This window comes from Neorhizobium sp. P1_A6, assembly GCF_056406795.1.
The window spans coordinates 448,910-461,548 of record NZ_JBFTZM010000003.1 but is presented as its reverse complement, the minus strand read 5'-3'; the positions used below and the strand labels follow the sequence as shown (position 1 = coordinate 461,548).

Here is a 12,639-nt window from a genome sequence, read left to right as displayed (position 1 = left end):
AGCATTCCCTCAACAACGGCGGAACGATCGGCAGTCACCGGCTGCGAGTTGACGACGTTTTGACCTCTGCTATAACGGCACAACGGTCTGCAGTTCACCGAGGCGTTGCCGTCCCGAAAGGGAAGCTAAACCTGCTCATGACAAAGATGATCAGCACTTATCCCGTGCTAGAGTCGACAAGCCGGCGACCAGCGACACCCCGATTTTTGGGGAACGGCGCGTTCGAGGATAAGACATGCCGAGATCCATCTTTCCCATGGAGATCGCCGATCTTTCGGCTTTCGCCAAATCCGTCCGCGACGGGATCGCCAAGTTCGATCACAAGCCGAGCCATCTGGAGATGCTCAATCTCCTGACCCGGGCCGCGGGCTTCCGCAACTACCAGCATTTTCGCGCCGTTGCCAAAACGGCCGACGTCATCGCCGAGTGGCGCCCGGTGCTGGAGGACACGCCGGCGCCCGACGAGGCGCGGGTGTTGAAGACAGCGCGCCATTTCGACGAGGAGGGCAGGCTGGTGCGCTGGCCCGGCAAGCGCGGGCTGCAGGAAATCTGCCTGTGGTTCCTGTGGTCGAAGATACCGGCGGACCGGGAGTTCACCGAACGGCAGATCAGTGAACTCTTGAACACGCTGCACCTCTTCGGCGATGCCGCGATGCTGCGCCGCGATCTCTTCGATTTCGGTCTCGTCCAGCGCACCCGCGACGGCCGGGAATACCGCCGCATCGAGCAGAAACCGCCGGCGGAACTGAAACTGCTGGTGTCGCGGATCGGTCCTGCCAGGGCAAAGGCGGCATAACCGTCAGTCGGCCCATTCCGGATCGGTCTAAATCGTGAATCGTAAGCCATCGGTCGGAACCTCCCTGCCGATGGCATCTCCGCCAGGATCAGAGTTCCAGCGCACCCTGAATACAGGCGACTACGTCTCCACCGATCCAGATATCGTCGCCGACTTTGTCGACATACACCCGGCCGGCGCGACCGAGCACGGTGCCCTGGGCCGCAACGTAGCTTTCCGGCGCGACACCGGATCCGATCAGCCATTGGGCAAGGCCGGCGTTGAGACTGCCGGTGACCGGATCCTCATAGCCGTTGCGGGTAAAGGCACGCACCTCGAATTGCGCGTCCTTACTGTCAAGATCGGGATTGAAGCGCCCGACGAGCCCGACGCGGGTGCCGGCGAGAGCGGAATAATCCGGCTTGACCGCCAGCACATCGGCGCGCGAGGGCAGGCGCACGCCGATCCAGTCCGGGCCGTTCTCGCACCAGTTGGAATCCTCGATCAGGTTGTTGGGCAGGCTGAGAGCCTTGGCGATCCGCTCCACCAGCGCCGGATCCACCGGGCCGCTACGCGTCAGCGGCGGCGCCGCAAACGCAAGCCGGTTGCCGTCACGGCGGATGCGGACGAGGCCCGCGCCGCATTCCTGCACGATGTCGCTGGTTGGTGATGTCTGTTGCTGCGAGAGCCAGACACGCGCACTGCCGAGCGTCGGATGGCCGGCGAAAGGCAGTTCCTGCGACGGCGTGAAAATCCTCACTCGGTAGCTGGCCCTCGGATCGGTCGGCTCGAGCAGGAATGTCGTTTCGCTGAGATTGGTCCAGTTGGCGAAGGACTGCATCTGCGCGTCGCTCAGTCCATCGGCGCCGATCACCACGGCAAGCGGATTACCGCGCATCGGCTGACTGGAGAAGACGTCGACTTGCTGGAAGGAGAATTTTGGCATTGCCTTGCCTCATGCAGTTGAAAAGAAAGACGGCAGCCAAGGCTGCCGTCCAAATGTCGCCGAAAGGTGATATTGGCCGTTACAGCACGAGCCGGAACTTGGCAAAACCGTTCTCGCCGTCGCCGGCGTCCTCGATCTTGGCACCCTTGACCGCGGTAGCGAACTGGCGGGCCTTGGGGCCGGTCTCGAAGATCGCGCTTGTACCGGGCAGCGGCTTGAACGACCAGTTGGCGTCGGCCGACGGGTTGATCGTGCCCTGTTCGACGATATAGCGGACGATCACGTCGCGGTTGGTGTCGGGAGCCACGAAAATCACCTTGTCGCCGGCGATCTCCGGGAACTTGCCGCCGCCGCCGGCGCGGTAGTTGTTGGTCGCCACCACGAATTTCTGGGCCGGATCGATCGGCTTGCCGTTGTACTTGAGGTCGACGATGCGGTTGGAATTGGCATTGACGAGCTTGCCGTCCTTGTCGAAGCGGGTCGGCTGCGACAGGTCGATCTGGTAGGTGACGCCGTCGATGACGTCGTAATTGTAGGACGGGAAATCGTTGTTGAGGAGAGGTGCGTCCTTGGCACCTGACGCAACCTGATTGAACATCCCGGCCGACATTTCGAGCCAGTTCTTGACCTGAGCTCCGGTGATCAGCACCGCCTGCACGGTATTCGGATAGAGATAGAGGTCGGCGACGTTCTTGATGGCGATGTCGCCTGCCGGGACATCCGTGAAATATTCGGCACCGCCGCGGCCGCCGGCCTTGAAGGGTGCCGCGGCCGAGAGCACGGGAATGTCCTTGTACTGGCCCTCTTTCAGCATGTCCTTGATGTACCAGGTCTGCGCATTGGCGACGATCTGCACCGACGGATCGTCGGCGACCAACGCGAAATAGGAATAGAGCGGCGCCGAGCTCTTGCCGACCGCGCGGCGGATATAGGCGAGCGTCGCCTCATGCTCCTCCTTGGCGGCCGCGATGATTTCCGGCTTGTCCTTGACGTCGGCGACGATCTTCTTGGCGTCGTCGCGGTGGTAGATCGGCCGGGCTTCGGAGGTGAAGTCCACGACTTTCCAACCCTTGCCGTCCTTTTCTACGAGCAGGTCGATCAGGCCCATATGCGAGCCCCAGAAACCGCCCATGACGGCGGGCTTGCCCTGCAGCGTGCCCTTCTTGGTATCGGCCCCCTTGACCCCGTCGAAATCCTTGCTGTTCGGGAAAACGAGATGCTGGTGGCCGGTGAAGATCGCGTCGATGCCGGGAACGCCGGCGAGATAGAGCGACGCGTTCTCCATACGGTCGCCCGGGCCCCCGCCGTCTATACCCGAATGGGAAAGCGCGATGACGACGTCGGCGCCTTCTTCCTTCATGACCGGCACCCAGGCCTTGGCGGCTTCGATGATGTCGCGGGTCTGTGCCTTGCCTTCGAGGTTCTTCGCATCCCAGGTCATGATCTGCGGCGGCACGAAGCCGATGAAGCCGACCTTGATCGGGCTTTCAGCGCCCGAGCCGTCCTTGATCTTCTTCTCGACGATCACATAAGGCTTCAGGAAAAGCTCGTCCTTTTTAGGGTCGGAGGCGAGCATGCCTTTGGTGAGGTTGGCGCAGACGTAAGGGAAGCCGGAGCCCGCCAGCACCTTGAACAGAAAGTCGAGACCGTAGTTGAATTCATGGTTGCCGAGCGTGCCGGCATCGTAGCCGAGTACGTTCATCGCCTTGATGACCGGGTGCTTGTCGCCGTCCTTCATGCCGCGCTCATAGGCCATGTAGTCGCCCATGGGGTTGCCCTGCAGGAAGTCGCCATTGTCGATCAGCATGGAGTTGCCGGCTTCGGCACGGATTGCGTCGATGATCGAGGCGGTGCGGGCAAGGCCAAGCGTGTCGTTTGGCTTGTCGGCGTAATAATCGTAAGGGAAGACGTGAACGTGGATGTCGGTCGTTTCCATGATGCGAAGATGTGCCTGATTGCCGGCCGCACGGGCAGCAAACGGGTGCAGCATGACAAGCGCCGACGAGGCGGCAAAACCTCCGAGCAGCGAGCGGCGGGTGATCGGGTGAAGATCGTTAAGCGATGACATGGCAGCCTCCTTGGAGCGGACCGGTGAGCGACAATTCGGCGCCATATTGACGCGCGAGGATTGTATCTCCAAGCGGATTCTGAAGCGGTGGAGGAGATGGTGTGATGATCGCGGGCTCTGTCCTAGAGGCGGTCAGGAAGAGGTGCTAACCCGACGCGTCAATAGGCCGCCATCCGCATCGCGTCGACGAGCTGGGCCATCTGGAAGGGTTTGGGAAGGACGGGGATATGGCGCATGTCGGCAGGCAGGCCGAGCGGTCCATATCCGGTCACGAAAATGAAGGGGATGTCCCGAGCGGTAAGGATCTCGGCGACTGGAAAGCTGGCTTCGCCGGCGAGGTTTACGTCCAGCAGGGCCATGTCCAGGGGAAGCGACCGGGCCTTGATAATCGCATCATCGAGCCGCGAGGCCGTCCCCATCATCCTGCAGCCGATCTGCTCCAGGAACTCTTCGAGCATCATCGAAACAAGTGCCTCGTCCTCGATGATGAGGACGCGAATTCCGACAAAGATCTGGGCATCGTTCACCTTGCACCCGCTTGCAGGGCACCCATTGGCAGGAAGGGCGTCACCTCGGCCGAGACGACGACGTCGCAGAGCGGCGCCTCGATCGTCCCGACGATCCCGGCAGGCTGATCGAATATCACCGATGCCTTGCCGCCGAGATCCTGGGCAAGGCTGCGCTCGATCAGCCTGACGCCGAACCCTCGTCTCGACGGCACGGCGACAGGCGGTCCGCCGCTTTCGATCCATGTCAATCGCAGCAGAGGTTTGGCACCCTCGACAATCTGCCAATTTATCGCGACCTGACCGTTAAGCGTCGAGAGCGCGCCGTATTTCAGGGCATTGGTGGTCAGTTCGTGCAGACCCATGGCAAGCGCGAGCGCCGCCCGCGGCAGCAGCCGGAGCGATGGGCCAGAGACCGCGAAGCGATGGTCGCCGCCCTCGCCAAACGGTGCCAGTGCACCGGTGACCACATCGTCGATACTTGCCCCCTCCCATTTTTCGCGGGTGAGCACGTCATGTGCGGCCGCCAGCGCCATGAGGCGCCGCTCCAGGTTCTGGCGCACGATCGGATCGCCGCCCCGCAGGGTCTGGGAGGCAATGGCCTGGACGGTCGCAAGCGTGTTTTTGACGCGGTGGTTCAACTCGTTGACCATGAGTTGCAGCCGCTCCTCGATCCGTTTCCTCTCGGTGATTTCGACCGAGACGCCGACCAGGCCGATGACTTTGCCATCGGCATCGCGCAACGGAGCTTTGGTCGACGACCAGACCCGTGGGTGGCGGCCCTCGCGGCTGATGACCTCTTCGAATTCTTCGGTCCTCGCCTGTTCCATGATCCGACGGTCGTTGACCATCACCGCTTCGGCCTGGCCTTTGCTGTCCAGAAACTCCAGGTCCGTGCGGCCTTCGACTTCGGGCCAAGGCTTGCCGATCAGGTCGAGCGTCGAGACATTCGCCAGGATGATGCGGCCCTGCAGGTCCTTGGCGTAGATCAGCCCCGGCGCGGTCTCCAGGATGGCGCGGAGCAGGGCGTTGGTCTGATGGAGCTGCCTTTGGGCGAGCTTGATGGAGGTGATGTCGCTGCTGACTTCAATCGCAACTTCCGGCTCCCCGGCTTCGCCGCGGATCAGCGACCATTTGCCGATAATGTGGATCTCTCTGCCATCCTTGTGGCGACGCGTGAGTTCACCCTGCCATTCGCCGTCGCGCGCGAGGATCGCATTAATTTCCTCGAACGGGATGGGGAAACGGGTGTGGAGAAGGTCGAACCCATTTTTCCCCAGGGCTTCTTCTTCGCAATAGCCGTAAAGCCGTTCTGCGCCGATCCCCCAGAGCACGATCCTGCCGTCGAGACCGCGCAAGGTGCCTTGCGTCTGTCCGAATGTCTGCGTGAATCTTTCGAGCCGGCCGAGTTTGGCATCGATATCGCGCCGTATCCTTCGTTTGGCCCAGATGGACGCTGCGAAGGCGGCCGCAGCAAGCGCCAGAAGGATCGTCGCCGCACTCAAAGTATAGGTAGCAAGGAAGAAGCCGTTCGACACCGCCAGAAGGCCCCCCAGCGCCAGGAGACCAGCTGCCAGCCATGTAACGAGGGTAGCCCGCATACGTGCAACCCGCGATGTCGTGGAGGGCGAGGCAAAAGGAACAGCAACCATCGAAGCATCCTTGGTTTTGCCTGCGCGCTGTGACTAGGCGCTCAATGCAGGCGGGAAAAACTGGGACACTTGAACAGCCGCCTACTCTCAACGAGGGCGGGCTTTGGTTTTAATGCTCCGGATAAATTAGGACTTTATCATTTATCAACTCAACGGCAAGTAGTAAATATTTGGTAAATGCTCATTTCGGCTGGATATTTCCGGCATCCGTGGCCTTTACATTGTCGCTGTTTATGCGTGGTGATTCGAGGGATCGTGAATGTGTTGAAAATTGGATGGCGGCGGGGATGCACCGACCGATTCAGCGGGAGGCCGGCGCATCCTTATGGAAGAAGCGGAAATAGGACGAGACCTGCGCCACCGCATTGCTGTTGATGCTGAACTGCACGCCGAGCCGGCCGCTGCGGCGCCACTTGACAGTGCCTTCCAGGATGCCGAATTCCTGGCTCTCGACCCGGACCTGACTGCCATCCGCGGCATGAAAAACGCGACCCCCGAGATCAAGCGCCATGCCGGTCGCCGAGAGATCTGTGACGCGGCCTTCGACGGCTTGATTGAAATATTTGACCGTACCCAGAATGCGGGTCTTCTTGCGCTCCGCGCTGCGGGTCTTCATTCGTCCGTTGATCATGGTCTCATCCCTCGTTGTTCCTTAAGGCGCGGAAGATACACGCATTGCCTTGAAATCCCTTTAGGACGATCCGTAAAAGTCGAGTGATCCCAATCATAGACCTACATTCGGCCTGTCGATGATTTCGCGCAGCGCAAAGCTCGAATTGATCTTCACCACATGCGGCAGCGCCGACAGCCAGTCGCGATGGATCCGCTCGTAATCCTCGAGGTCCTTGGCGGCGACCCGCAGGATGTAGTCGTATTCACCGGACATCAGGTAACAGACCAGAACGTTGGGACAGAGCTTCACCGCCGCCTCGAATTCCGTGAGCGTCCTGGCGAACTGGCCGGACAGCGAGATGTGGACGATCACCATCATCTTGTAGTCGAGCGCCTTGTTGGAAAGCCGGGCGTGATAACCGCTGATCGTGCCGCTCTTCTCAAGGATGTCGAGCCGCCGCGAACAGGCCGACGCCGACAGCCCGACACGCTCGGCAAGCTCCGCATTGGAGATGCGGCCTTCCTGCTGCAAGGTTCGCATGATCGCAACATCAATGGCATCGAATGCGCTCATTCGTAGATCCTTCGAAAAATTGGCCGTTCAAGCAATTATCTGCGAAAATGCGACATTCCGCAATTCGTCTTCGCAAGGACATTCACGCGATTTTCTGGTTTTCTTCCTCACGGGAACATCAACGGCGAAAGCCACAACTGAGAGGAACGCTGAATGCGTGTCGGATGCCCGAAGGAAATCAAAAACCATGAATACCGCGTGGGGCTGACGCCCGGCGCGGTACGTGAATATGTGGCCCACGGCCACGAAGTGCTGATCGAGACCAAGGCAGGCGCCGGCATCGGCGCGGATGACGGCGCCTATGTGGCTGCCGGGGCCAGGATCGTCGGTTCGGCCAAGGAAATCTTCGAAAGATCCGACATGGTCGTCAAGGTCAAGGAACCGCAGCCCTCCGAATGGGTGCAGCTCCGCGACGGCCAGCTTCTCTATACCTACCTTCATCTTGCGCCCGATCCGGAACAGACCAAGGGGCTGCTCGCGTCCGGCGTCACCGCCATCGCCTACGAGACCGTCACCGATGATCGCGGCGGGCTGCCGCTGCTGGCTCCGATGTCGGAAGTCGCCGGCCGCCTGGCGATCCAGGCGGGTGCGACCGCGCTGCAGAAGGCCCATGGCGGCCGCGGCATCCTGCTCGGCGGCGTGCCCGGCGTGCTGCCGGCCAAGGTCGCCGTCATCGGCGGCGGCGTCGTCGGCCTGCATGCGGCCCGGATGGCTGCCGGCCTTGGCGCCGACGTTTCGATCATCGACCGGTCGCTGCCGCGCCTGCGCCAGCTCGACGACATCTTCAACGGCCGCGTTCACACCCGTTATTCGACCATCGATGCGGTGGAAGAGGAGGTCTTCTCCGCCGACCTGATCATCGGCGCCGTGCTGATCCCCGGTGCTGCCGCGCCAAAATTGGTCAGCCGCGAAATGCTCTCGGGCATGAAACAGGGCGCAGTCATGGTCGACGTCGCGATCGACCAGGGCGGCTGCTTCGAAACCTCGCATGCGACGACCCATTCCGAGCCGACCTATGAGGTCGACGGCATCGTCCATTATTGCGTGGCCAACATGCCGGGTGCCGTGCCGGTGACCTCGGCGCATGCGCTGAACAATGCGACGCTGCAGCACGGGCTGGCGCTGGCCGACCGCGGCTTGCGGGCGATCGCCGAAGACAGGCACCTGCGCAACGGCCTCAACGTTCATCGGGGCCGGGTCACCAACAAGCCGGTCGCGGAAGCGCTCGGCTACGAGGCCTTCGCTCCGGAAAGCCTGCTCAGCGTCGCGTAACCGGAAGTGCCGCGGACCGGCTGAGACACTTAGGGGCTGGAGAGACGCCGGGCGCTTCGCGTCCGGCGTTTTTCTATGTTCAAGATCAATCAGATATGATTTAGATATATCTTAGTTGTTGACGAAATCTCCTGGGTTGCTACCTTTAGATATATCGAAAGACAGTCTGAGGAGACAAGAAATGTTCAAACACAGGTTCGATGGAAGACATGGCTGCGGCGAGCGTGGCGGCCGCAAAGGGTTCGAGGAAGTGTTCGCCGCCCGCGGAGGCCCGTTCGGTGGAGGATTTGGACGCGGCGGCCGGGGTGGTCCCGGCGGCGGCCGCGGTTTCGGCGACGACGGCGATGGCCGGATTGGCCGCTTCCTGATGCAGGGCGACCTGCGCCTCGTCGTATTGGCGCTGATCGAGAAGGAACCGCGCCACGGCTACGAGATCATCAAGCATATCGAGGATCTCACCTACGGCTTCTATGCGCCGAGCCCCGGCGTCATCTATCCGACGCTGACCTACCTCGAAGAGGCCGGCTATGTCGTCGCCGAGGTGGACGGCAACAAGAAGCGCTATGCGATCACCGACGAAGGCCGCAAGTATCTCGACGAGAACCGCAGCTTTGCCGCGACGATCCTCGATCGGCTGTCGCAGCTTGCCGAGCGCATCAAGCAGCGGCAGGAGCGCCACGAGCGCGGCCGCGAATCCGGCCCGTCACTGCCGCGCAGCGTCGATTCCGCCATGCTCAACCTTCGCGAGGTGATTGCCCGCAAGCTCGAGGGCGACGAAAGGAAGGGCAGTGAGATCGTCAGGTTGCTGCTCGATCTCGCCGAAAGCCTTGAGCGCGGCGACGAGCAGGGTGACAATACCCAGAATTGAAGCCTAAGCGGACTTCGGAACGAACATGATGGCGCGCCGCTTCGATAGAACGGCGCGCTTTCGCGTTTCAGATTGCGAGAGCCGTGTCCTTGAACGCCGGCACCTCGACCTTGTCGATCCGGCACTGGTAACAATTGTTGCGGGCCGAGCGGACATGCACATAGGCGATGTCGTCGCGGGCGAGCAATTCCTCGGCGCGCGAGGCGATCGTCTCGGTCGGCGCCACTGCGCCGCTGCCATAGACGATCCGGTCGTCCCGTCCGTAGCCGCGGACGATATAATCTGTGCTCGCCAGCATGGGCGGCAGGACCTCTTCAGCCGCGTAACGCCGGCAGGGCTGCTTGTGCAGGAAGATCGGGCCGGTTTCCGCATAGGGCTGCAGTTCGGGGAAGGGCCGGTAGGCGAGAACCAGCAATTCCTCGCCGGCATCGATATTCTTGAGGCAATGGCGGCAGGGATAACCGGGGCCGTCGGACGTCATCGTTTCCGGCTGGCGTCCGTAGGCGTCGGCGCCGCCCTTCCAGAGATGCTCGGCATCGGCGGCGGGCATGGCTTTGAAGGAAATGGTCATCGGGCTCTCCTGTGTGCGTGTTGCACAAGAAATGCGCCTGCAGGACCCGTCTCGCCACCCGATACTTGCCTCCGGTCGAGAATATGAAATCCGTTGCGCCAGCGGGCTGTATCAGTTGCCTTTGGGCGGCGAGCGTATGATGTTTTCGGCGGCAATGCTGGAGCTCGACCAGTCGGTGAAGGTTTCAGCCATCAGCCGCGATGCTTCGATCTCGATTCGGTCGCCTGTCCGCGTGGTCTGGTTCTGGTCGTTCCAGTTCCGCTGCAGGGTGCCGCGATAGCTCCTGTTGTCGAAGGGGGAGATGTAAGTGAAGGAGATGAACGTGTCTTCGGATACGTGCGACCCGAACTGCCGCCGCACCGCGCCGCAATCCGAGCTCCATTTGCGCGGTGGTTCGAAAAAGGGCATCTGCCGACGCGGCGGCCACTTCGAACAAAGGACTTCGACCCTGTCGATGCCGACCGTTTGCGGAATGTAGAGGGTGATCCTGACCACCCACCAGGAGATAAATAACAGGAGGACGACGAGCATCATCACCACGAAAGCGATCAACATCGCCTTGGGTGAAAATCGCGACATCAGCCGTCGAGCGCTTTCAGGAGCTCGGCATCCGTCATCGGCGGAACCAGCGCTTCGTAGGTCGAAACCGGTGAAAAACCCATCATCTGGTAGAGCTGCAGGGCGCGCGGGTGGTCCAGCGTATTGGTGGTGACGGTCACCTTCTGCGGATTGTCCTGCCAGGCTGCATAGAGCGCCTGGAGCAGGAACCACTTGCCGATGCCAAGCCCGATCGCCCGCTCGAACAGGCCGAAGTAGGAGAGCTCGATGACGTCGTCGCTTTCCTTGAACAGCTCGAAAAAGCCGGCCGGCGCGCCGTTGACGTAGAGCACCGTCACGGAGGTCCGCGGATTGTGGACGGCGGCCGCAAGTTCCTCGTCACCCATGCGCAGGCGCTTGTACCAGTGCCAGCGTTTGCCCACCTGCCGATAGAGATAGCGATAGTAGTGAAGCGGGATTTCGGGCGCGCGGATGATCGCCGTCTGGATATTGACCGGCACGGCCAGGCTTGTTTTCGGCGGTGCGGTCATTTCCAGGCTGGTGACATGGGCTTTCAGCGGAGCGGGCTTCCTGGCCATGACGCTCACGCCGCTTTCGGCGAGGGCGGGCCGGTAACCACAGGCGTATCTTGGCGGCTGCCCCATTCGGTCCATGAACCGTCATAGAGCGCGTTGTCCTCGTGGCCGAGGGATTCGAGGGCCAGCGTGATGATTGCGGCGGTTATGCCGGAGCCGCAACTCGTCACCACCGGCCGGCCGAAGTCGATGCCGGCATCCTCGATCGCCTTTTGCAGCTCGGGCAGCGAACGCAGCTTGCCGTTGACCGAGAACGTGCCGGACGGAAGGCTGAGCGCGCCCGGCATATGGCCGGAACGCATGCCGGCACGCGGCTCGGGGTCGGTGCCGGCGAAACGGCCGGCCGGCCGTGCATCGGCGATCTGGCGCGTGCCTTCGCTGACGATCGACAGCATGGTCTGGAAGTCGATCACCTTGTCGACCCGGAAATTCGGGGTGAAGGTGACGGGTTCGGGCGAGGGGACGATCGTTTCGAGCGGCCTGCCTTCGGCCTTCCAGCCGTCGATGCCGCCGTCGAGTACGAAGACCTGGCCTGCGCCCATGATCCGGAACAGCCACCAGCCGCGCGGCGAGGAGAAGATGCCGGGACCGTCATAGATGACGATCCGGTCGTTTTCGCGGATGCCCATGCGGCCGACGGTCTCGGCAAACACGTCCGGCGACGGCACCATATGCGGCAGGCCGGTCGAGTGATCGGCGACCTTGTCGTGGTCGAAGCGGATGGCGCCCGGAATGTGCCCGGCCGCGTATTCGGCATCCGCGTCGCGGTTCTGCGCGGGAAGATAGAAGGAGGCGTCGAGGATCTTGAGGTCGGGGCTGCCGAGCTCGTTGTGAAGCCACTCGGACGAAACGACGAAACGGCTGGTTTCACTCATGTCATATCTCCTTTGGGCCGATATATCAGGCCTCTGCGCCGGGCTCGCCGAACCGGATGCGGAACCGGCGGTTTTCCTTGCCCTTCTTCTCGATCTTGGCGATATGAATCGCCCCGACCTCCTGCGTTTCGGAGACATGTGTTCCACCGCAGGGCTGGCTGTCAACGCTGGAATTTTCGCCTATGCAGACGAGGCTGACCCGCCCGAGACCCATCGGCGGGCGTACGTTCTTCGACTTGACGATGCCCGGATTGGCGGCAAGCTCCTCGTCGGTGATCCACTGCACGTAGACGGGGTGGTTCTGGCCGACGAGCTCCATCAGCCTGGCGGTTACCTCCTGCCGGTCGATTGTGTCGGTCATGTCGAAATCGACGCGCGACTCCTCTTCGCCGACGGCGGCCCCGGTGATCGGATACTGGCAGACGACGGAGAGAAGATGGCAGGCGGTGTGCATGCGCATCAGCTTGTAGCGGCGCTGCCAGTCGATATGCATGACTAGATTTTCGCCAACCAGCGGCTGGGCTTCACCTTCCAGGGGCACGTGGAGGACGATATCCTTGGTGGCGCCGTGTCTGGTTTGCCCAAGCTGGATTTTCGTGCCATCGGCGCGTTCGAGAAAGCCGGTATCGCCCGGCTGACCGCCGGACGCGGCGTAAAAACAGGTGCGATCGAGCTCGATGCCGCCGTCCTCGTGGATGGCCGTCACCACCGCTTCTGCTGTCGATAGATAGAAGTCGTCGCGGTAGAGAGCTTCAACGGGCATGGATCACTCTGTTCTTTGAAGGGT

At 61.8% G+C, this 12,639-nt stretch carries 14 protein-coding genes; 3 read left to right on the top strand and 11 right to left on the bottom strand.

What is annotated here, in order from left to right; translation table 11 throughout:
• Positions 1 to 235: 235 nt before the first annotated feature.
• The gene (locus tag AC1D3C_RS09145; RefSeq protein ID WP_477482651.1) at positions 236 to 796 is read left to right on the top strand and encodes a DUF2087 domain-containing protein; all 561 of its coding nucleotides are present in this window, start codon (positions 236 to 238) and stop codon (positions 794 to 796) included.
• Between the two features lie 88 nt (positions 797 to 884).
• On the opposite strand, the gene AC1D3C_RS09140 is transcribed toward AC1D3C_RS09145, so the two are convergent.
• The 6 genes from AC1D3C_RS09140 to AC1D3C_RS09115 form a co-directional block, all read right to left on the bottom strand.
• Positions 885 to 1,721: a PhzF family phenazine biosynthesis protein gene (locus AC1D3C_RS09140; RefSeq protein ID WP_477482650.1), complete on the bottom strand. Its 837-nt coding sequence runs from the start codon at positions 1,719 to 1,721 to the stop codon at positions 885 to 887.
• A 79-nt stretch (positions 1,722 to 1,800) separates the two neighbouring features.
• Positions 1,801 to 3,789: a bifunctional 2',3'-cyclic-nucleotide 2'-phosphodiesterase/3'-nucleotidase gene (locus AC1D3C_RS09135; protein ID WP_247037900.1), complete on the bottom strand. Its 1,989-nt coding sequence runs from the start codon at positions 3,787 to 3,789 to the stop codon at positions 1,801 to 1,803.
• Positions 3,790 to 3,947: 158 nt separating this feature from the next.
• Positions 3,948 to 4,316 (bottom strand): response regulator, encoded by a 369-nt coding sequence (locus AC1D3C_RS09130; protein ID WP_038542293.1) that lies wholly within the window; start codon positions 4,314 to 4,316, stop codon positions 3,948 to 3,950.
• Entirely contained in the window at positions 4,313 to 5,947 is a 1,635-nt protein-coding gene (locus AC1D3C_RS09125) for a sensor histidine kinase (protein ID WP_477482649.1), read from the bottom strand. The genes AC1D3C_RS09130 and AC1D3C_RS09125 overlap by 4 nt, the downstream gene beginning before the upstream one ends.
• A gap of 301 nt (positions 5,948 to 6,248) precedes the next feature.
• Positions 6,249 to 6,578, bottom strand: a complete 330-nt coding sequence (locus tag AC1D3C_RS09120; RefSeq protein ID WP_038542296.1) for a PilZ domain-containing protein — start codon at positions 6,576 to 6,578, stop codon at positions 6,249 to 6,251.
• Between the two features lie 93 nt (positions 6,579 to 6,671).
• Complete coding sequence (locus tag AC1D3C_RS09115; protein ID WP_477482648.1) at positions 6,672 to 7,133, bottom strand: Lrp/AsnC family transcriptional regulator; 462 nt, start codon at positions 7,131 to 7,133, stop codon at positions 6,672 to 6,674.
• Between the two features lie 153 nt (positions 7,134 to 7,286).
• Between AC1D3C_RS09115 and ald the strand changes: the two genes are divergently transcribed.
• On the top strand, positions 7,287 to 8,405 hold the full coding sequence (ald, locus tag AC1D3C_RS09110) for an alanine dehydrogenase (RefSeq protein ID WP_105401135.1): 1,119 nt from the start codon (positions 7,287 to 7,289) through the stop codon (positions 8,403 to 8,405).
• Between the two features lie 181 nt (positions 8,406 to 8,586).
• The gene (locus tag AC1D3C_RS09105) at positions 8,587 to 9,273 is read left to right on the top strand and encodes a PadR family transcriptional regulator (protein WP_477482647.1); all 687 of its coding nucleotides are present in this window, start codon (positions 8,587 to 8,589) and stop codon (positions 9,271 to 9,273) included.
• 67 nt (positions 9,274 to 9,340) lie between these two features.
• On the opposite strand, the gene AC1D3C_RS09100 is transcribed toward AC1D3C_RS09105, so the two are convergent.
• From AC1D3C_RS09100 to AC1D3C_RS09080, 5 genes are all read right to left on the bottom strand, one after another.
• Complete coding sequence (locus AC1D3C_RS09100; protein WP_477482646.1) at positions 9,341 to 9,844, bottom strand: DUF1203 domain-containing protein; 504 nt, start codon at positions 9,842 to 9,844, stop codon at positions 9,341 to 9,343.
• Positions 9,845 to 9,955: 111 nt separating this feature from the next.
• Positions 9,956 to 10,423, bottom strand: a complete 468-nt coding sequence (locus AC1D3C_RS09095) for a hypothetical protein (protein ID WP_477482645.1) — start codon at positions 10,421 to 10,423, stop codon at positions 9,956 to 9,958.
• The gene (locus AC1D3C_RS09090; protein WP_105437655.1) at positions 10,423 to 10,980 is read right to left on the bottom strand and encodes a GNAT family N-acetyltransferase; all 558 of its coding nucleotides are present in this window, start codon (positions 10,978 to 10,980) and stop codon (positions 10,423 to 10,425) included. Before AC1D3C_RS09090 ends, AC1D3C_RS09095 begins: the two co-directional genes overlap by 1 nt.
• Before the next feature lie 5 nt (positions 10,981 to 10,985).
• Complete coding sequence (gene sseA, locus AC1D3C_RS09085; RefSeq protein ID WP_477482644.1) at positions 10,986 to 11,852, bottom strand: 3-mercaptopyruvate sulfurtransferase; 867 nt, start codon at positions 11,850 to 11,852, stop codon at positions 10,986 to 10,988.
• Between the two features lie 25 nt (positions 11,853 to 11,877).
• Positions 11,878 to 12,615, bottom strand: coding sequence for an alanyl-tRNA editing protein (locus tag AC1D3C_RS09080; protein ID WP_105419351.1), 738 nt, complete (start codon positions 12,613 to 12,615; stop codon positions 11,878 to 11,880).
• Positions 12,616 to 12,639: the final 24 nt, after the last annotated feature.